Source organism: Bacillus sp. 0209A (assembly GCF_036765095.1).
GTDB lineage: Bacteria > Bacillota > Bacilli > Bacillales > Bacillaceae > Bacillus > Bacillus subtilis_G.
In genome coordinates this window covers 590,402-610,229 of record NZ_JBAIZV010000003.1, presented here as the reverse complement: position 1 = coordinate 610,229, position 19,828 = coordinate 590,402, and the positions used below count along the sequence as shown (strand labels likewise).

23 protein-coding genes are annotated in these 19,828 nt (G+C 41.9%); 21 read left to right on the top strand and 2 right to left on the bottom strand.

The features are described 5' to 3' along the window. Positions 1-13 precede the first annotated feature (13 nt). From V6D44_RS13965 to V6D44_RS13865, 21 genes are read left to right on the top strand one after another with little or no spacing between them, the layout of a single operon-like run. Positions 14-1,216, top strand: coding sequence for a phage major capsid protein (locus V6D44_RS13965; RefSeq protein WP_333516609.1), 1,203 nt, complete (start codon positions 14-16; stop codon positions 1,214-1,216). Positions 1,217-1,231: 15 nt separating this feature from the next. Then, the gene (locus tag V6D44_RS13960; RefSeq protein ID WP_010330948.1) at positions 1,232-1,546 is read left to right on the top strand and encodes a hypothetical protein; all 315 of its coding nucleotides are present in this window, start codon (positions 1,232-1,234) and stop codon (positions 1,544-1,546) included. A gap of 28 nt (positions 1,547-1,574) precedes the next feature. Beyond that, positions 1,575-2,084 carry a collagen-like protein gene (locus tag V6D44_RS13955; RefSeq protein WP_010330947.1) on the top strand — a complete coding sequence of 170 codons (510 nt, stop codon included), beginning with the start codon at positions 1,575-1,577 and terminating at the stop codon, positions 2,082-2,084. A 14-nt stretch (positions 2,085-2,098) separates the two neighbouring features. After that, positions 2,099-2,449: a head-tail connector protein gene (locus V6D44_RS13950; RefSeq protein ID WP_010330946.1), complete on the top strand. Its 351-nt coding sequence runs from the start codon at positions 2,099-2,101 to the stop codon at positions 2,447-2,449. Then, positions 2,382-2,753: a phage head closure protein gene (locus tag V6D44_RS13945; protein WP_333516608.1), complete on the top strand. Its 372-nt coding sequence runs from the start codon at positions 2,382-2,384 to the stop codon at positions 2,751-2,753. The genes V6D44_RS13950 and V6D44_RS13945 overlap by 68 nt, the downstream gene beginning before the upstream one ends. Then, positions 2,746-3,129, top strand: coding sequence for an HK97-gp10 family putative phage morphogenesis protein (locus tag V6D44_RS13940; protein WP_333516607.1), 384 nt, complete (start codon positions 2,746-2,748; stop codon positions 3,127-3,129). Before V6D44_RS13945 ends, V6D44_RS13940 begins: the two co-directional genes overlap by 8 nt. After that, positions 3,126-3,503 (top strand): tail completion protein gp17, encoded by a 378-nt coding sequence (gene gp17 / locus V6D44_RS13935; RefSeq protein WP_333516606.1) that lies wholly within the window; start codon positions 3,126-3,128, stop codon positions 3,501-3,503. Before V6D44_RS13940 ends, gp17 begins: the two co-directional genes overlap by 4 nt. A gap of 3 nt (positions 3,504-3,506) precedes the next feature. After that, the gene (locus V6D44_RS13930; protein ID WP_333516605.1) at positions 3,507-4,121 is read left to right on the top strand and encodes a major tail protein; all 615 of its coding nucleotides are present in this window, start codon (positions 3,507-3,509) and stop codon (positions 4,119-4,121) included. Positions 4,122-4,174: 53 nt separating this feature from the next. Next, on the top strand, positions 4,175-4,513 hold the full coding sequence (gpG, locus tag V6D44_RS13925; protein WP_268316547.1) for a phage tail assembly chaperone G: 339 nt from the start codon (positions 4,175-4,177) through the stop codon (positions 4,511-4,513). A 2-nt stretch (positions 4,514-4,515) separates the two neighbouring features. Then, on the top strand, positions 4,516-4,695 hold the full coding sequence (locus V6D44_RS13920; RefSeq protein ID WP_268377658.1) for a hypothetical protein: 180 nt from the start codon (positions 4,516-4,518) through the stop codon (positions 4,693-4,695). A gap of 12 nt (positions 4,696-4,707) precedes the next feature. Continuing rightward, complete coding sequence (locus V6D44_RS13915; RefSeq protein WP_333516604.1) at positions 4,708-8,586, top strand: phage tail tape measure protein; 3,879 nt, start codon at positions 4,708-4,710, stop codon at positions 8,584-8,586. Beyond that, positions 8,586-9,425, top strand: a complete 840-nt coding sequence (locus V6D44_RS13910) for a phage tail domain-containing protein (protein ID WP_442893321.1) — start codon at positions 8,586-8,588, stop codon at positions 9,423-9,425. The genes V6D44_RS13915 and V6D44_RS13910 overlap by 1 nt, the downstream gene beginning before the upstream one ends. Positions 9,426-9,436: 11 nt before the next feature. Further along, on the top strand, positions 9,437-11,143 hold the full coding sequence (locus tag V6D44_RS13905) for a phage tail protein (RefSeq protein ID WP_333516603.1): 1,707 nt from the start codon (positions 9,437-9,439) through the stop codon (positions 11,141-11,143). 28 nt (positions 11,144-11,171) lie between these two features. Then, positions 11,172-13,076, top strand: a complete 1,905-nt coding sequence (locus tag V6D44_RS13900) for a phage baseplate protein (protein WP_333516678.1) — start codon at positions 11,172-11,174, stop codon at positions 13,074-13,076. 14 nt (positions 13,077-13,090) lie between these two features. Then, positions 13,091-13,399, top strand: a complete 309-nt coding sequence (locus V6D44_RS13895) for a hypothetical protein (protein ID WP_333516602.1) — start codon at positions 13,091-13,093, stop codon at positions 13,397-13,399. Then, positions 13,396-13,566 carry a hypothetical protein gene (locus tag V6D44_RS13890; RefSeq protein WP_333516601.1) on the top strand — a complete coding sequence of 57 codons (171 nt, stop codon included), beginning with the start codon at positions 13,396-13,398 and terminating at the stop codon, positions 13,564-13,566. Before V6D44_RS13895 ends, V6D44_RS13890 begins: the two co-directional genes overlap by 4 nt. 12 nt (positions 13,567-13,578) lie before the next feature. Then, positions 13,579-15,396, top strand: coding sequence for a BppU family phage baseplate upper protein (locus tag V6D44_RS13885; protein ID WP_333516600.1), 1,818 nt, complete (start codon positions 13,579-13,581; stop codon positions 15,394-15,396). Between the two features lie 12 nt (positions 15,397-15,408). Next, positions 15,409-15,774, top strand: a complete 366-nt coding sequence (locus tag V6D44_RS13880) for a hypothetical protein (protein ID WP_333516599.1) — start codon at positions 15,409-15,411, stop codon at positions 15,772-15,774. After that, the gene (locus V6D44_RS13875; protein WP_252684466.1) at positions 15,774-15,950 is read left to right on the top strand and encodes an XkdX family protein; all 177 of its coding nucleotides are present in this window, start codon (positions 15,774-15,776) and stop codon (positions 15,948-15,950) included. The genes V6D44_RS13880 and V6D44_RS13875 overlap by 1 nt, the downstream gene beginning before the upstream one ends. A 53-nt stretch (positions 15,951-16,003) precedes the next feature. After that, positions 16,004-16,426, top strand: coding sequence for a phage holin family protein (locus V6D44_RS13870; protein WP_326139141.1), 423 nt, complete (start codon positions 16,004-16,006; stop codon positions 16,424-16,426). 43 nt (positions 16,427-16,469) lie between these two features. Further along, entirely contained in the window at positions 16,470-17,447 is a 978-nt protein-coding gene (locus V6D44_RS13865) for an N-acetylmuramoyl-L-alanine amidase (RefSeq protein ID WP_333516598.1), read from the top strand. A 36-nt stretch (positions 17,448-17,483) separates the two neighbouring features. On the opposite strand, the gene V6D44_RS13860 is transcribed toward V6D44_RS13865, so the two are convergent. Together V6D44_RS13860 and V6D44_RS13855 are read right to left on the bottom strand one after the other, a co-directional pair. Further along, positions 17,484-17,825 (bottom strand): tRNA-Val4, encoded by a 342-nt coding sequence (locus tag V6D44_RS13860; protein WP_333516597.1) that lies wholly within the window; start codon positions 17,823-17,825, stop codon positions 17,484-17,486. 10 nt (positions 17,826-17,835) lie between these two features. Then, positions 17,836-19,686 carry a T7SS effector LXG polymorphic toxin gene (locus tag V6D44_RS13855; RefSeq protein ID WP_333516596.1) on the bottom strand — a complete coding sequence of 617 codons (1,851 nt, stop codon included), beginning with the start codon at positions 19,684-19,686 and terminating at the stop codon, positions 17,836-17,838. Positions 19,687-19,828 lie beyond the last annotated feature (142 nt).

Sequence of the window (19,828 nt, the reverse complement as noted above, 5' to 3'; positions counted from 1 at the left end):
GGAGGAAACCTATATGCCAATGCAAATGAGCAAAAAAGAAATTGAATTAAGGCAACAATTTACTGAAAAGAAGCAGCAAGCAGACAAGGCGCTGCAGGAGGGAAAAACCGATGAAGCGCGTGCATTGCTTGATGAAGTGAAGCAGCTCAAGAATCAAATCGACTTGATGACCGAAGGGCGTTCTCTTGATGTGCCTGACTTGCCGGGCGGTGTGAATTTTGTGCCGGAGCAGGAACGGAATCCAGAAGGTAGGACAGGTGATACAGGAGCGAAAGAGGAGCGTCAAAAGATGTTCGCTCAAGCATTCATGAAGTCTCTTCGCGGTAAGCGTTTGAGTGATGAGGAACGTGATCTTTTTGAAAGCGAAGAGTTTCGGGCAATGTCCGGAAAAAATGAAGAAGACGGCGGCATCCTGATCCCGGAAGATATTTCTAGACTAATCAAAGAGTTAAAACGGGAGCAAGTGCATCAGTTGGAGCAATACGTGACTGTTGAGCCAGTTGCAACTCGTTCTGGAAGTCGGATGCTTGAGAAAAATAGTGATTTGACTCCGTTTGCAGTTCTTGAAGAAATGGACGAGATTCAAGAAACGGATCAGCCGAAATTCTCCAAACTCTCTTATAACATTGTGGATTATGCTGGCATATTGCCACTTTCAAATACATTGCTTCAAGACACAGATCAAGCAATCATGGCCTATGTTGCTAAGTGGTTTGTGAAGAAATCAATCACAACTCGAAATGCTTTGATTTTAGCGATTCTTGATGACTTGAAAAAGACAGAATTTAAAGGTCTGGATGCTATCAAAAAGACTTTAAACGTAACGCTTGATCCAGCAATATCACCAAACGCAATTATCATGACGAACCAAGACGGATTTGACTATCTTGATCAGTTAAAGGATGCAGACGGCAAATATCTGCTTAAAGATATCCCAACTGAACCGACAAATAAAATGCTGTTTGGCCGCCGGGTAGTAGTCATTCCAAACAAGATTCTAAAAACAAAATCAGGGAAAGCGCCTGTTATTGTCGGCGATCTAAAAGAAGCGATTGTATTATTTGACCGCCAGCAACAATCAATCGCCTCTACTGATGTCGGTGCTGGTGCATTTGAGACAAATACAACTAAAGTGCGCGCAATTGAGCGTGAAGATGTAAAACTGTGGGACTCTGAGGCGGTCGTGTATGGTCAGTTGACTTTGCCTACTGAGTAATAAAGGAGGGTTATTATGCGAGTAACTAAAAATTACACCACTGATGGCGGGGATCGTACCGTCATTGGCGGTGTTTTAGCCATTGATGGCGGAACTGTAATGAAAGACGGTCAGGAAATTTCATTAGGCGGCGGAAATCAAGCCGAAATGGGTGCAGGCAGTGTAACCCATGAAATGCTGCAGGATAAGTCAGTCCGCAGCAACAATATAGGCACCGGAAGCGTAATGGAAGAGCACTTGAATTCAGCTATCACAGAAAGACTTTCAAGTTTAGAAAATAGATTGAAAGCATTAGAGACAGCGAAAACAGAACCAGCTGCAACTGAATGAAAAATATAATAGAAAAGGATGAGCGAAAATGGCAGAAGATTATCTTTATGAGAGTGGCGGAGTAAAAACATCATCAGAAAAGGGGGCTGACGGTAAAGCAATCACACCTGTTTATCTAAAAGAAAACAGTGAGGATAACCCTGTCTATGTGAAAGGATTAAAAGGTGACCCGGGCCCTCAAGGACCACAAGGGGAAACCGGACCACAGGGCCCTCAAGGTGAAAAAGGAGAAACTGGTCCTCAAGGTCCGAAAGGCGATAAGGGAGACACAGGAGAACAAGGGCCTCAAGGGGAAGCAGGACCACAGGGGCCAAAGGGAGAAAAGGGCGATCCAGCTGTAATTGCAGATGGCTCTATTACTCACGAAATGCTGCTGGAAAAGTCGGTTCGTAGCAAAAATATTGGCACGGGAAGTGTCATGATGGATCACTTGAATGCAGAGGTGAAGGCAGTATTTGACAAGCTGCAAAACCAAATTGATGAACTGAAAAATGAAGTGGAAACTCTCAAAGGAACAGATGAAGCGCCACAAGAGTGAGGCAGTGATATAGCATGGAGTTATTAAGCGCCGTCAAACACTATTTAAAAGTGGAGCATGATGCAGATGATCATTTGCTTACACAATACATTACCGCAGCCAAAAGTTATATCGTGAATGCAATCGGTAGATACACGGAAGGGCACGCACAGTTTGAAGTCGTGCTTCAAATGTTGGTTGCACACTGGTATGAAAATAGAGGGATGTATGAGTCAGGGACAACCGGCTCATCCATCCCTTTTACTGTTGAGCATTTATTGACTCAATTACGTTATACATCCGAAGGAGAGCAAGATCATGAAGAAGAAAATCAGCGAACTCCGGCACAGACTGACCTTTCAAAAGAAGGAGTCGACACAGGATGAAGAGCTGAATTGGAATGAGGAATATATTGATTTATTCACTGTATGGGGTGCGATAGACGGCTTTAGTTCTCTCGGAAACAATGAATCTGTTATCGCGGGAGCAAGGGGAGTCAAATCACCAAAAAAAATCACCATACGTTATCGAGACGACGTTCAACAAGATATGAGAATTGTGAAGTGTGTCGGCCGAGATAAAAAGGATGAACCGGTGTTCCGCACGTTTGATGTATTAGATTTTAATGATCCCGAGGATAACAAGGAAGAGCTTGAGATCATGTGTCAGGAGGTTGGTCTGAATGGCTAATATGGACATTGACGGCCTTGATGATTTAACACGGTATTTTGAAAAAATCGGTGAAAATGTTGAAAAGGTTGAACCTGTAGCATTGAAGGCCGGCGGTGAAATTATTGCTGAACGGCAGCGCGACCATGTTAACCGAAGTGATAAACAACAGCCTCATATGCAGGACAATATTACAGTCTCTAATGTAAGAGAATCCAAGGACGGAGAGAAATTTGTTTCTGTTGGTCCGAATAAAAAAGTCGCTTATCGTGCCAGATTTTTAGAATGGGGCACTTCAAAAATGCCGCCACATCCCTTTATTGAAAAAGGCGGAGAAGAAGGGGAGGCAAGCGCTGTTGATGTCATGCAGAGAATCCTTACAGCGCCGATCAAATGACAATGGACCCGGTTAGTGAATTGGTCAAAACTCTTACGTCTAGTTCTCAATTGAGTGAATTAGTAACGGGCGGCATTCATAATCTCACCGCAAATGATGTGAATGCTTTTCCGAGAGTCGTATTTTATGAGCTTAAAGATGCCGATGCCGGTTATGCAGATAACAAAGCATACTGCTTTGAAGTGCGGTTTCAGATTAGTATATTCACTCAGTCATGTACGCGGAAATTTGAAAAGCCGATTGCTAATGAAATAGATAAGTTAATGCGTTCAATCGGTTATGGCCGTTATGATTCGCAACCATTGTACGAAGAAGACACAAAAGTCTATCACAAAGCAATGAGATACGTGAAAGGCTATTTTAAGGAGGAATAATAGATGTCAGGAAGAGTCTTAACTGGATTGGACATGTTCCATATCGCAGAAGTATTGAAAGATACAAAAAGTGAACTTGAATTTTCAGATCCAGAGGAATTACCAGGCGCAGTAAGTATGAAACTTGATCCAAAGTCTGAAACAGAAACTTTCTACGCGGATAACGGTGCGTATGCACAGTTAAGCAGCTTAGGAGACATTGACGGGGAAATGGAAGTCGCAGATTTACCCCTTGATATGCAGGCGAGGATTTTCGGAAAAACGGTTGAAAATGGCATTCATTTCTCTAGTGCAGATGACAGGCCGCTAGAGATTGCACTGGGTTTCCGCGCTAAAATTTCAACTGGTGGGTACCGTTACTATTGGGCCTTAAAAGGGAAGCCTGAAATGGTACCAGTTGAACATAAAACGGAAGAAGGAAAACCGTCACCACAATCTACTCAAGTGAAAATTAAATTTAGTCCACTGACAAATGTGAAAAAAGGAAAGAGAAGATGGGAAGCCAAAGCCGAAGAAGGAAACGGCATTAATGCCGATACTTGGTTCAGACAAGTTGTCTATAACGAAGATAGTTTTACTTCTGGCGGAAATGATGAAGTTGTTGACGTTGGTAAATAAGTAACCTGAGCGCTTAAAGCGCTCTTTTTTATTGAATTAAAGGAGGAATTCAAATGGAAGCTTTAACAATCACTCTAAAAATTGACGGGAAAGACAAAAAGTTCGTGACACCAGACTTCATTTCCGGAAAGTTGTTTCGTAGTGCTGCGGCTATTGCGGAAGACTTTGAATCTAACGATACTGACAGGCTGTTTACTGAAAAACAAAATGAATTTGTCTGTAATGTATTCGGAAATAAATTCACGCTTGATCAATTTGAAGAGGGAATCGATTCCCGACTAGCTGGAAGAACAATTTATGCTACTGCAACTTATGTCTTAGGAAACATAACTGAAGCCAGTGCATTATTAAATCCGAATCAGAATGCAGATGGTGAAGAACCGGGGGAGTAAGTTTGTCCGAGGCTGTCATGGATATGTACAACGCCTTGGAAGAAGTCGGGTTCTCTCAAAACCAAATTGACGAAATGGACATTGTTTATCATCTCAAACGGTTAGCTAGGAGAAAAGAAACGACTGAAAATCCAAAACCTAATGAGAATGATCAAGTGTACATAGATCAGATTTTAGGATAAGGAGGTGCCCGATTGAGCAAGGACATTAAAGTCAAACTGTATTCCAATTCATCGCAGTTTAATACTGAAATGCGTGGTATTGCTGTCCAGATGAAAAATATCAAATCAGAGTTTGAGAAGAACCGTACAGCAGTTGGCGTATGGGGGAATCAGTTAAAGACTGCCCAAGTAACAGCCCGGACTCTTAGCCAACAGCTTGAGCAGCATAAACAAAAAGTAAAAGCCCTTGAAAGAGCTTATGCAGATGCAGCAATCAAAAAAGGGAAGGATGCAAAAGAGACACAAGCTCTTGCACGCCGACTGAACAATGCGACTGCACAGATGAATAGAACGCAACATGCCTTGAAGGAAACGACTCAGAAGATAAAAGAGATGGAGAGTGCATCAAAAAGAGCTGCGGCGCGAATCAGACAGATGGGGCAGCGCATGAATTCTGTTGGCGGTACGATGCGCTCTGTAGGATCATCGGTTGCAATGACGTCGGGCGTGGCCTTCGGTGGTTTAGTTTTGACATTCAGAGACGCCATACAAACCGGTATGGAATTTGAAAAGCAAATGAGCAAGGTAAAAGCGATCTCCGGCGGAACAGCGTCAGAGGTAGCCAAATTGAAAGAGCAAGCGAAAGAGCTCGGTGCAACCACTGCCTTTACAGCGAGTCAGGCAGCGGATGCACAGGGCTTTTTAGCGATGGCTGGATTCAAAGTAAATGAAATTTACGATGCGATGCCGGGCATGCTCAGTCTTGCGGCTGCTGGTCAGTTAGAGCTCGGTGCTGCGGCAGATATTACATCAAATATCATGACTGCATTTGCTCTAAAAGCTAAAGAATCAGGTCATGCATCGGATGTCATTGCGTATGCGGCTTCTAATGCAAACACAAATGTAGAGCAGATGGGGGAAGCCATGAAATTCTTGGCGCCTAATGCTCACTCACTTGGATGGGGCATGGAGGAATCAGCTGCCGCAGTTATGGCCTTTGGTGATGCTGGTCTTCAAGGGACATTAGCAGGACAAGCATTTGGTACATCTTTGACTCGCCTTGCAGCGCCTTCCAAAAAGGCAGCTAAAGAAATAGAAAGGCTAGGTCTTAATTTCTTTGATGCTGCTGGGAATATGAAGAGCATGCCTGAAGTAATTGCTGAGATGGAAAAAGGTATGAAGGGCATGACGAAAGAGCAACAGACTGCTACGCTGAAAACAATCGTAGGAGCCGAGGCGTATAAACATTGGACAATACTTCTTGAAAAAGGATCGAAAGCCCTCGGAGATAATACAAAAGCCCTTGAAAAGTCAGATGGTGCAGCCAAGAAAATGGCTGATACTATGCTTGATAATGCACAAGGCAGCATTGTTGCTTTTCAGTCTGCGCTTGAAGGTGCAAAGATCAAACTAACTGAAAATCTTCTGCCGGCGCTTGGTGATCTGGCCGAAAAAGGAACAGAGATTATATCTGTTTTTAATAATATGGATTCCAGCACAGTTCAAACCATTGCCAAAACTGCTCTTCTTGCCACTGGAGTTCTAGGCGTAACAACAGCCGTTGCGACGTTAACAGCTGGAATAGGAGCTCTTCTAGCATTTACCGGTCCTGTTGGCCTTGCTATTGTCGGTGGAACTGCCCTTCTCGGAGGAATTACTGTTGCCACTTATGCTTACAATGAAGAATTAAAGAATCAAAAGAAGAAGCAGGAAGAGGCACGGGAAGCTGCATTGCTTTACGGCGAAGGAGTTTCTAAAGCAACTCAAAAATCAGCAGCAGCTTATGTTGATTTAAGAGAAAAAGCTGAACTTCAATTGTTTGAATTGAGCCGGGTTTCCGGTGAAGAAGCAGAAAAAATGTCTTCTAAACTTGTAACCACTTATTCTCAAATGCGGGACAGTCTAATCAAGGAACTTGAGGGATTAAAGAAAGATGCGTTAGTTGTTCTCAAAGGATTATTTGAAGATACAGACGAGAATACCAAGAAACAAGGCGAAAAGATCACAGATAAGATGGTCGGCGCTATTGATAAGGACATGCAGGAAGCCCGACAAAAAGTAAAAGAATTAGAACAGCTACAGAAGGACACGGGTCTTGTATCCTCAAAAATGAATGAATCGCAAAAGGCTAAATTCAATGAGATTCTTTCATATTTTGAGCAATCTACAAGTAAGTTTGCGGCCAATCAAAAAGAAGCTATCGCCATGCAAAAAGCTGTTTCCGAGCAACAAGGGAAACTATCATTCAAACAGGCGAAACAGTACAACGATGATATTAAGAAGGTTTATGAAGATGGACAAAAAGCAGCCAAAAAGGACTTGGATTATCGGAATGATGTCATTGAAAAACTATATGCACAGGGCTATATTGATGCAGAAAAACGCAATACTTTGCTCAGTAAGAGCACAGCTGATTATGACAAGGCTTTAGCAAAAAACACAGCTGCTTATGAAAAGAATTCAAGTGCTCTCTTCTCAAAAATGTCGAGAGACGGACAACTATTAGATTTAGAGACTGGAAAAGCATTAAAGCGACAAGATGAATATATTTCTAACTCAATGGGGATTATGGTCAAAACTGAGGAATCTGAATCCGCCTATCAAGAACGTTGGGCCAATAAACAGATTGAGTTTCTCCAAAGTCTAGGTAAAAGCAAAGAAGAAGCCATTGCCACGACACAGCAGGCACTTCAAGAGTTTTATCAAGGCGTGGGGATGACAGAAGGTGAAGCACGGGCAGAAGCAAGCAAAGTCGTCTCGGCTGTTGAAGATGAAATGAATAAGCCGGGTAACACGCAAGCTGCCGGTGAAAAAGTGGTTCGTGACTTTGCCAGCGGCTTAAAACAAGCAAAGCCAGCTGTTGTGGGTGAAGGAACAGTTTTACAGCAGGCTTTAAATAATTCATTGAAGTCTGATACTGCTACGCCTACCCAAGCCGGTAAGTCTAAAGGGAACGCATTCAAATCAGGTTTGAATTCAACAAAAAACTCTAATGTTCAAAGTGTCTCGGTCTTGCGTCAAGCTGTGCTGAGTGAACTCAATAAAGGCGGAGGGCAAGCCAATTCAGCTGGTCAGAACAAGGGGAATAAACATAAAGCTGGTTTAAATTCCACTAAAGGTGCCAATACATCAGCTGCTGGTTCTCTTAGTTCATCTGTTACAGGTACATTGGGTAAAACCACAGACGGTGGCGGAGGGAAAAAGGCAGGGAGAGAGTTAGCAAGTGGAGTGAACAGCCAAAAAGGAAGTGCGAATTCTGCTGGTAAAAACGTCTCTAATAGTGCAAAAACAGGACTTCAAAGCGTAAAAACAAGAGGTGTAGGCCAAGACTTTGTAACAGGATTTATAAACGGCATGGGGTCGCAAAATGGTTCGCTTTTCAGCGCTGCATGGAATCTCGGTAAGTCTGCATTAAGTGCACTAAAGAAATCCATTGACTCTCATTCTCCGTCAAAACTAACTCAATCTGAGGGTCATAACTTCTCTGATGGTTTTGCAATTGGGATTCAAGATAAGGCAAAAAAAGTGAAGAAAAGCGCTGTTTCCATGGCTCAAAGTACCATGAGTTCATTTAAACAGGAACTTAGCCAGATGGCTTTTGACATAAAGGGCGCGGCCGATCAGCTGATTTCCATGAAATCGGAACTTGTGGTCAGAAATGAAGTGGATACCCCATCGTTAAACCAAAAGCTTGATGCTTTGATCACGCTTTTATCCAAGGGACTTACAGGTGATGGAGGAGGAAGCGCAGGAATGGCACAAGCTCCAGTTGTCATTTATCCTGCACCTGTTCAGATAGATGGTCAGCATGTTGCAAATATCCTGTTTGAAAAAGGAGATGGGAAAATTCTTGATCAAAAAAGCGCGGATCGTTACAACCAGAGTGCCTATAAAGGTGGGGTGAGAGGTTAATGATTGATCTATATATAGATTTTAACGATGGAAAGGGGGAGCGAGAGCTAAAAAGCTTGCTCCCTCGTTTTAGTGTGAGGAGTTTTACACCCGACTCTCCCAATATTGAGCGAGAAACAACAACGATCCCGAGGATAAACGGCTTAGTCTTGCCGCAGCATCCTCGGGATGTTGTGTATAAAGAGCGTAGTGTCAAAGTTGAATTTCTTCTTGATTCAATTATCGCTGAGACGTTTTACCAGAACAGGCATGAGCTTTATGCCTTGTTAGTGCAGCCGTTTCCTTATTACATTTCAACGGACTTGCTTCCTAACCGTCGTTTTCTGGTTACCTGTGACGGAAACTTCTCTATCCAGAAAGATAAACAGAAAAACTATGCAACATTCACAGTAGATTTTACAGACATTCTCGGGCTGGCTGAATCTAAGTATACCTCTTCAACTCTTCAGAATTTCAACGGAGAACATTGGAGTTCGGGCATGGGGATTTTAATGAGAGATGATCTGGAATATCACTTCAAAAACAAGAAGCGATTCAGCGTTTACAATCCGGGAGATGGCATTGTAAATACATTGCGGCATAACTACAATGTTACCCTTTGGGCAAAAGGTAAGAATGTCACAATAGTGAATCGCACAAACGGTGAAAAGATAAAAATTGAGCAAGAGCTTCAACGATCTCAGAAGGTATCGTTCATCAAACAATATACAGTGATTAATGATAAACGAATTAAAACCTCTGGCCGGCTTCCGTCTTTAGATATTGGATGGAACGAGTTTGAAATACAAAACTCGAATGATTTTGAAATCAAATTTGATACCCATTTTTATTACAAGTAAGGAGGGATGATATGGCTGCAGCAGACTTTATTAAAAGCCTTTTGCCCGGTGCCCAAAATGTATACAAAAAATACAATGTTCTCGCCAGCCTTGTCATCGCTCAGGGGTGTCTTGAAAGTGGGTACGGCACAAGTGGACTTGCTCAAAAAGCTCATAACCTTTTCGGCATAAAAGGGACATTAAACGGTCAGTATGTCTTGATGTGGACAAGCGAGCAAGACAAATACGGAAACGTTACTCGGATTCAAGCGAAGTTTAGAAAGTATCCCACCTATGCAGAAAGCTTGGCTGATTTAGGAAGCTTGTATAACCGTCTTGATCGGTATAAGGCGGTTGTGGGTGAGAACAACTATAAAAAAGCATGCCAAGCAGTAAAAGACGGCGGCTATGCTACAGATGTAAAATACCCGAGCAAGTTAATCAGTATCATAGAAAAATATAATTTGACGCAATATGACAACATACCGACCCTACCTGACGAACCAGATGTACCTGATAGTCCGGATACCCCGGTTGAGGACCCTATATTTCCAAGTAAAGAATATGCGGGGAAAGACGTTTCTTTAAATAAAAACTTGCCTTCAGATGTTGATTTCCCCCAATTGTTTGTTTCGACGACGGACGGAACCGACGTTGTTGAAATCACAGGTGTTATTGTTGATTTGACAGATGACACCACGGGAAAGAAAAGCTTTACTTTCACTATTACAAAAACGCAGCAGAATGCAGCTGAATTTGATCTTTTAATAAACGACAATATCCTTTATATCGACGAGAGAAAGTTCAATCATCAGAAATACTACATTACGGATGTTGACCTGAAACAATCAAAAAATGTAATCATAAAAAAAATTACCGCGAATCATATCTATTCTGTCCTTCTAGTCGAAAACCGTGTTGAGGAAAATGTCTCTAAAAAGCTAAAGTTAAAAGAGGCGCTTGATATTGCTTTAAAAGGCACGGACTTCACTTATGTATTAGAAGCTCCCGAAAGTGATTTCCCATCGGCAGAAGAAGAGAATTTCGGAGAGAAAAACAGTACAGAATTAATGGATCAGATCATAGAAGATTATGACTTAGAAATTGATGTTGATAATTATAAGATACATGTTTACAAGAAAATGGGGCAGGAAGTAGACTTCACGCTTGATTCCCGTTATAACATGCCGGGAATTAACATCAAAACAAACTCGCAAAACTGCACCACTCGGGCATGGGGATACGGTGCCATGGCAAAGGATAGCAATGCAACAGATAAAAAACCCAAGTATGTTTTTGAGCCTATCCTTTACGTTCATCCCGAGGAGAAAAAATTCTTGCGAGAAGGTAAACCAAGATGGGCTGATCCGATAAAAGATGAAACAATCAAAAAGGCCGGCAGCATGGTCTCGGCCTTAAAGAAACATGTTAATCCCTACCCGGAAACAACGGTAAGTGTCGATTATCAATATATCTATGAACCTAAGCTTTTATCCATTGAAAAGCCTTTTTGGAAAGGTGATACAATTCATGTTTTGGCTGATACGGCCGACGGCATTACGTTTGAAGATGATGTTCGTTTATTGACCATTCAATATAACCCCTTGAACCCTTACAGCAGTCCTAAGCTTACATTTGCTAATTTTAGAAAGGATATTCAAGACATTGCAGTCAATCAGGCCAAGAAAATAAGGGATCAAAAACGCTATATTGATCAGTTAATGCGAACGCTCCGATAAGCGTTTTTTTATTTTGCTCAAGAAAGGAGTGCTGCTGTTGTTAACGCTAAGGAAGTATTTTGGCACCATCAGAAACACATTATTTGAGGAACAGCTTGCAAATGATTTAGGAAGCGTTGAAACTGCTGTGAATGGTATTGAGCGAGATATTACGAATCATAAACGGGCAGACAATGCTCATACATCTTCACAGGTCGCTCATGGCGACGGACTAACTGTCTATGAGGAAATTGAAATAGCGAAAGCGCGAATCCGAAACCTTGTTTTACAAGCAGACGGAACCAATATAAAAGAAATGCTCGATGCTCGCGTAGATAAGCGGGGAAAGGTCTATCCAACATTACGTGATCATTTAATTGCAAAAGAGACAGAAGTTGAAAACTTAGATTCCATTGTTCAAAAAGAAATGGGGTTCGACTTCACCACCGTTCCGCCGGTTTACCATACAAACTTGAATTTAGCAGATAAAACAGTGCTGCAGTGTTTTGTGATTGATGAACCAACTGGCGATATCTACGCCACGCAGGTTGCTAGTGGAAACAAAGATAAGAGCGAAAGTTTCACCATTACACGTATGAACCAAAACGGGGTGATGTTGGACAGCATGAAGCTAGTTCACGGCGGCCACGGTACCACAATTGGACTGGAACGGGAAAACGGGAAAATGTATATCTGGTCTAACTATAATGTTGTCGACTCAAACGGGAACACTGTCGGAAACGATCTAGTGCGTTTTCCTTATACAGCGGGCGCCACATTGAACGGCGGCAGTGGAGGGATCAAGCGTTATAACAAATTCAATGATTACTATACGATCCCTGTTATTGATAGAGAAAGTGGCTTTATAGCTTTCCGAATGAGATTAAAAGATGATACTAGTTTGGTAGAGCTTCGGAAATTAAGTGACGTGAAAAACGGAGTAAATAAAGTGCTGGGGAAGGTGATCATTCCGAATGACTTGTTTTATCTCCAAGGCTTCACAATAGACGGGTACGACTTGTACTGGTACACCGGCGATACAAACAACAAAACCTATCCATGTGAGCTGGCGTTATTTAGTTTTAAGGATGGAAGCTTAAAAAAACGCATCTCTTGTGATTTTGGTTATGGGCCAGATGGCAAATATGAAGATGGTTTCCGTGAGCCTGAGTCCATCTTTTTATACAAGGACCCGAAGACAGGGAAAAAATCACTATTTGCAGGCGTGGTGACGGGAGCCGTCGGAAAAAGACTTGCCAAGGTATACGCCTACCATTCAAAAGAGAATGCAGCCAAATTCGGCATTGATTTAGCTCAGGGGTATCAAGGGTATAAACTCACTCAAAATAATGGTTATTCAAAGCGGCTGCCGGATGGTCTGAAATCTTTAAAAGAATTTAGGCAACCCGGTTTTTACTATATGCTGACGACAGAAACTAAGACGCTTTCGGATCATCCGGACAGCGGTAACGCTGGCTGGTGGTTGAACATTGCACCGGCAGATCGTGCCGGATCAGTTATTCAAACGTTAACCAGAAACGCAACAGGGCGGCCAATTAAGATTTTGACAAGAGTTGTTACAAATGAAGGGAATGTTGGAGATTGGTCCGAGATTTCAGCCAGTGGAAAGCTACCTTGGGCAAACCTGCCTTTAAAGAATGGCGCAAAGAATCCTGACAGCAACTTTCGTCTCCAATTTGCAGTGCAGGGAGGTTTTCTTTTTGTAAGGGGCCGAGTTACGATTCCGAAAAAAGATGGCATCGATTTCGCCACGTTGCCTGCCAGTGCCCGGCCTAAAAAGAATGTATTTAAATGTTGCCCTGTAGCCGGAACAACAGGAGAGCGAAAGATCGTTTTTCGATCCAATGGAAATATTTCTGCACACGGGCTGTTTGCCAAAAACGAGTCGAATGCAACTTACACCTATATTGATGAAATCATCAAGCTGGATTAAAAAGGGGTGTCAATATGAAATATGAACAAATATGGGCTTACCAATATGATGAAAATTATATTTATGATTGTCCGGTTGAAATTCAATACATTGAAGAAGATGAAGGAAATATGCAACGGATTGTGCCGGAAAATGCAACTGAGATCAGTCCGGGTGACTTGGTGAAGGCCAAATGGACGGGAACAGAATGGGTAGAAAGTGCATCGGCTGAATACATTGAATCTCTTGAGACTGCTGAATCAGTTGAAGAAAGCGATGGGGAAAAGGCGCTGAAAGCTGTCGCCGATATACTGGAAACAATGGTAAGGGGTGATGCGGGATGAGCAGCCCTTTTTATAATGCCATTAAGACGTGTTATCTATCAGGGCATTGGGACGGTAAGGAGGAACTTCTTTCTATGGCCGTAGAGCAAGGCAAGATAACAGAAGAGGAAATGAATGAGATCAAAAGGCTGCGGCAGGCTGAAGGATCTCCTTCTGGAGAGGAGTAAAGGGGGGATACCATGCCGTACAAAGACGAATCACTTACATTTACGATCAATGGCAGGCGCAAAAGCCCGGTACAAACAAACATTCAATATACAACTCAAGACAAAGGAACAGCAAAGCTATCATTCCAGCTTATGAAGGACGGGGTTCCCCTACCGTTATCCGCGGCAGTGGTGAAGCTCGTTCTTTTCATGTCTGATGGCAGCCGATTTGTCCGAAACATTGAAATCATTGATAAATTGAACGGCCGGCTGTCGTATGTTCTCTCTGATGAAGAAATCAGACACGTTGGGACCGTTCAGGCTGAGCTAGATGTTTCGTACACCAATCAGCAGGCCATGTCGATTCATGAGTTTTCTTTTGAGATTAAGAAAGCCTTGATTGACACCGATATCTTGCCAAGTGCGGAATACTATATAGATGATTTTGAGTCCTTGAAACATAAGATCAATGAGCTTTATAACGAGACTATTCAGACTGTTGAAGAGCTGCGGAAAAAATTTGAGGACTTAAAGAACATTGAAACAAAAGATGGGGCACAGAAAAAGGCTGATGCTGTTCAGTCGAATTTAGACAGCCATATAAATGACAAGTTGAACCCTCATGGTGTTACAAAAAGTCAGGTCAGCTTGGGAAATGTCGAAAACGTAAAACAAGCGTCAAAGGCTGAATTTGATAGTCATGTAGATGATACCTCCAACCCACATAAAGTGACAGCCGATCAAGTGGGATTGGGGAATGTTGATAATGTCAAACAGGCCGATTTTTATGAGTTCAGACAACATAACTTTAACAATGAACGCCATGTTTCAAAAAACGAAAAGGACAAATGGAATGCCAGTCAATTGTTTAAAATAACGGCTGATAACGGAACACAGAAAATCAATTTAACGTCTGGCTCGTTTTATGAGTCGCTAAAAGCTGTTGGATCAGTTTCTTTCTATGGAACTAATGCAGTGACGGATAACCCGTCAGACACAAGCCTACGTGGTATGCAATTGGTCGGGCAGCCGGGGATAGGCATTGGATATGCTGTGGACATAAGAGGAAATGCTTGGTGGTTCTATTATAATTCGAATCATACAGCGATCAATTGGTATCCCGTTGAGTCTACAGCAGGGGCACAAGCCAAGGTGAATGACCATGCAAAGGATTCTGGAATTCATATCACCTCTACAGAAAGAACGAAGTGGAATGGAGCCCAGTTATCAAAAATTACAAATGATGTCGGGGGAGTATCTTTTGCAGTAAACGAAGGGGAAGACATGCTTCAGGCAATTATAAGTAGAGGTAGGAGCATGGGCACATTTTACGCAAATGGAAAAGCGTTAAATTCTCCTTCTGCCGCCTCAACGAGAGGGTTTTATCAAATGACCAGCCAGTCAGCTGACGGAAAAGGCATGTATGGCTGGGTGTATGCGATGGATTATAGAAATAATGTTTTTACAAATTATTATGATGGCAATTCTGCTGGCTGGACAGGTTGGAAACGCCTGCTTACTGAAAATGAAACTACTCAAGTGCCTTGGAGTAATGCCACTTACAAAAATGGAGCAAAAACAGGAGATCGTCAGCTGCAGTTTAAAAAAGTAGCGGATGCCCTTCATCTTACTGGACATGTAGTGACAGACCGTGAAATCGTTTTTGCATCTATACCCTCTTCCTATGCACCGTCTAAAGGAGTGATGGATTTAGTTGCTGTAAGTGGAATAACAGGACAAAGTAAATTAATCGTGTTTCCGTCAGGGGATCTTAAATTGACCGGTCTGATGGCAAATGATAGCAGCAAAGTGACTGGCTACTATATAGATAAAGTGATCCCATTAAACTAAGGAGGGAGAAGCATGATCTTAATTTATCCGTATAGAGAAGATGGCTTTTATGTTGGACAACCTGTTGAGCTTTTTCCTAACGCTGAAACAGGCAAGTATAATATACCGCCTAATGCTACTGATAAACCGCCTGAAAAAAACAGTTCGGGCATGTGGCTCCCTTGGTTTGACGTTGACAAACAAGAGTGGATTGAAAAAGCTGATCAGGAATATAAAGACAGTTTGAAGGGACCAGACCCTCCTTCTGTTTTAGATGAATTGAAAGCACAAAACGCATTGACGATAGTACAGCTGGCTGAGGCTCAGAACGTGATAGAGTCTCAGAACAAAATGATTTCGGACTTGTTTCTGATGATGGCCGAGGGAGGGAAAGCATAATGGATTATTGGTTTAGAAATATCAAGATCATCTATGGATGGGGGAGACAGTATTACACAAACGCTGATGTTGCCCGTTTTGTTGAGCTCAATAGGATAACAGAAGAACAATATAAAGAAATCACCGGCCTGACTTATCCAGCCACTGAGCCGGTTGTCGTAGATTTAGGAAGTTAACCAGCACCCAAAGAGGTGTTTTTATTTTGCCTCTAAGGAGGTGATAACAAGAAATGGAGGAAACGACTGTGTTTATTAATTTTGAAACATTAGATTTAGCGAGAGTGTACCTGTTTGGGGGTGTGAAATATCTTGATTTACTGCTTGTTCTGAGCATTCTTGACGTAATAACAGGCGTCATCAAGGCTTGGAAATTTAAGAAACTGCGGAGCCGGAGCGCGTGGTTCGGTTATGTTCGGAAAATGCTTAGTTTTTCAGTGGTCATTGTGGCAAACATCATAGATACAATTCTCAATCTGAACGGGGTCCTGACATTTGGAACCGTTCTTTTTTATATCGCCAATGAAGGGCTTTCCATTACGGAGAATCTGGCACAGATCGGCGTTAAGATTCCGGCAGCCATCACTGACAGACTTCACGTAATTGAAAATGACAACGAACAAACAAATGAAAAGGATGAACAGGCTGCTGGGTAACCCGGCGGCTTTTTCAATATCAAAAATAAAGGAGAGAACATTTATGACAATCACAGTGAAAAAGAATCTTGTATCAAAATCTAAATACGGTTTGAAATGTCCGAACGCAATGACTGCGAAGTACATCACCATCCACAATACAGCCAATGACGCGTCAGCTGCCAACGAGATCAGTTATATGATCGGGAATACAAGCTCGACAAGCTTTCACTTTGCAGTCGATGACAAAGAGGTGCGGCAGGGAATTCCCACAAATCGCAATGCATGGCACACTGGAGACGGAACAAACGGCACCGGGAACCGTAAGTCTATCGGCGTTGAAATCTGCTACAGCAAGTCAGGGGGCGCACGGTATAAAAAAGCTGAAGCGCTGGCCATTAAGTTTGTGGCGCAGCTACTTAAAGAACGCGGCTGGGGGATTGATCGTGTACGAAAGCATCAAGACTGGAACGGCAAGTATTGCCCGCACCGTATTTTATCTGAGGGAAGATGGGCACAAGTGAAGGCGGCCATTGCTGCAGAATTAGAACGCCTTGGTGGTAAAAAAGCACCTTCTCCTACGAAAACGAAAACAAAGGCTAACGGGGCGACGTACACCGTGAAGAAAGGTGATGCTCTTTCTGTCATTGCACAGAAAACAGGCGTAAGTATGGCAACCCTGCAAAGGTTGAACGGTATCAAGAATCCGAACTTGATAAAGGTCGGCCAAGTATTAAAGCTCACAGGCTCAAGCACTTCGAGCCCTAAACCAAGCAGCAAAAAAACGTCCTATGCGCTGCCTTCTGGCATCTTTAAAGTTATAAAGCCGATGAGAAAAGGAGACGACGTTACTAAGATTCAAAGAGCGCTTGCAGCTCTTTATTTCTATCCGGATAAAGGGGCGAAGAATAACGGAATTGATGGCGTGTATGGTCCGAAAACAGCAAACGCGGTCAAACGGTTCCAGTCAGTAAGTGGCCTGACTGCTGACGGCATTTATGGACCAGCTACTAAAGCGAAAATTGAAGAAAAATTGAAGTAATAAAAGGTCCCTTGAAATTCAAGGGACCTAAAAGTTTCAATCAACGCTCTTATACCTTTCTGGGATCTTGTCTCTCCAAACAAGCATAAGTTTTTTAAATTTTTCTGTTTCCATGGAACTTTTGTCGTTTTCGCTTTCTGTATAAAGGTGTTCTACGACTGTTTTATCTTTTTTTATATATGCAATGGTGGTGTTTAATTGAATCTCATATTCTTCAGAAGAGCCATCCAATACTTCTTGAATAATTTTTAAGTATTCATCAGCTTCACCTAACGAAACAATGTCTTCAATGAAATCAGAAAAGTATTCTAGTTCTGTAGGAAGAACTACTCTTAAATATCCTAAAAGGTCTCTTTTAAATTCAAATGAAAATTCCATGATAAATCAATCATTCCTTTGGTTTTTTATATAAAGGATAGGCAGTTGATATTGAGCCATCCTTATTAATATACATTTCAACATCAATCCCTGATGAAGTTTTGCCGATATACTTATTATCTCGTATTAGTTTTTTGTTTTTGTAGGCTTCAGATATTGTATTGTATACTTTTACTCTATCCCATTCCTTTGGAAAGAAAGTGGACCTTGCTACTTTTTTTACGCCATTTACTTCTACTTTAGCTCTATATACCCCGTTTATATCAGGTGCTTCTTCTGTTCCTGGTAATATTCTGCTACCACTCATCATACTCTCATGATGATAACCAACTGCTCTTTTCTTTCTGTTAATTTCACCGTGATATACGTGTTTTATAGTTTTTTTAGAAATACCATTAGAGCCACCGGAACCGTTTGAATTGACTGATTTAGTGAGAACACTCTCTTTTTTATCTTCAATCATACTTTTTAATAGAGGAGTATTTTTTGCGTTATACGTATTCTCGACGTCTTGTGCAATCCCAACAAGTGCAAGTTCATTCTTATTTTTAACAAAAGAATTGAGATAAGATTTGCCTTTGTTTATTCCTTTATTGACATGAGCAGCGGCTGTTCCACCTTCAACCACTTTACCTACTTTAGAAAGTTTGGTCGTTGTTTGCACTGCGGAACCCGCACCTTTTGTACCAACGATATTTCCTGCCACATAACTGATATAATGTCCTTTTTCGTATGCATTGCCATTTATCATTTTATCATTCCATGAGTCGGCAAGGTTTGTCCAGATGATTTTAGAATAAGAAGGTACGCTTAAAACTGTTGTAATTGTTTTTGTGAGTTTTAGTTCGGTAGGGAGCTGCGAATAGTCCCATGCGCCCACAACCAAGTCTTTGACGCCATATATCGTATCGTCAATCGCATCGTTAATTCCATCATTAACCCCATCGACGAAATCAATTACTGCTTTACCGGCATTGATTACATTTTCACCGACAGCCTTCAGCTGTTTTGCTTGTTCCAGCTGCACTGCGTACTGGAGCTGTTCTGGTGTCAGGTTTTCATAGCCGACCTTCTTCGCAATGTCTAAGTATTCATCCGGATCTATCACTCCGTCAGCTAGTTTCTTTTTCAGCTCTTTGATTTCTCGTTCTTTCGCTTCATCTTTCTTAATCTTCAAATAAGCTTCAGTCTGTTTCTCAATATCGCCTTTTTTCGTATGTATATCACTTTCACGATACGCTTTAGCATTGTAGTGGATAGGTGTGGCATTCTTGCCTTTGCCTGTTGATTCCTCAAGCTTTTGGAAGTCCTTCTTGATGAATTGCTCGTTTGGCTCTGACTGGGCATATTCAGAAACAAGCGCTTCGTCAACGCTGTCTACTTTATTGACTGTTTTTTTGCGTTGGTTCTCCGTGTCGGCGAGTTCATCTTTAAAGTCTTCAGTTGAAAACAGATCAAGCGGGAGGATATCGTCGATATCATTTAAAATATCTTTCATCGCTTTCTTTTGTTCAGACATTATAGATTTTGATTTTGTGTAGGCGTTAGTCAGCTCATGTTCTAAGAAGGATTCTTCTATATATGCATCAGATAAGCTGGCGTCCTCTAGAGTGTCTGAAATGCTTGTCAAGAAAGCAATTTTCATATCAAGTAAGTCAATCCAATTATCAGCTACACCTGCGTGGTCTTGATAAAATGCTTTAATGTTGTCAGCGCCTTTGCCGGAAAACTCGCCGTCATCTAAATTAGCTACAGCTTTAAAAGCTTTTTTTAGATTGACCATTTGACTTCTTAATTCTTTGTATTCCTTTGCGCGTTTATCTGCTTCTGAAAGCAGTGTTTTGGCCTCAAATACTTTCATGATCATATCCCTTCTTTTGGTATTGCACATCCAAAATTTTACCACGAGGAAAAGGCGAATAATTGAAAAGTCTTTGTCTTATAGGAAAATGATTCATTTGATCTGTGTCTTTGTTCCTGTTTTGTAAAACGGAAAAGTCCCG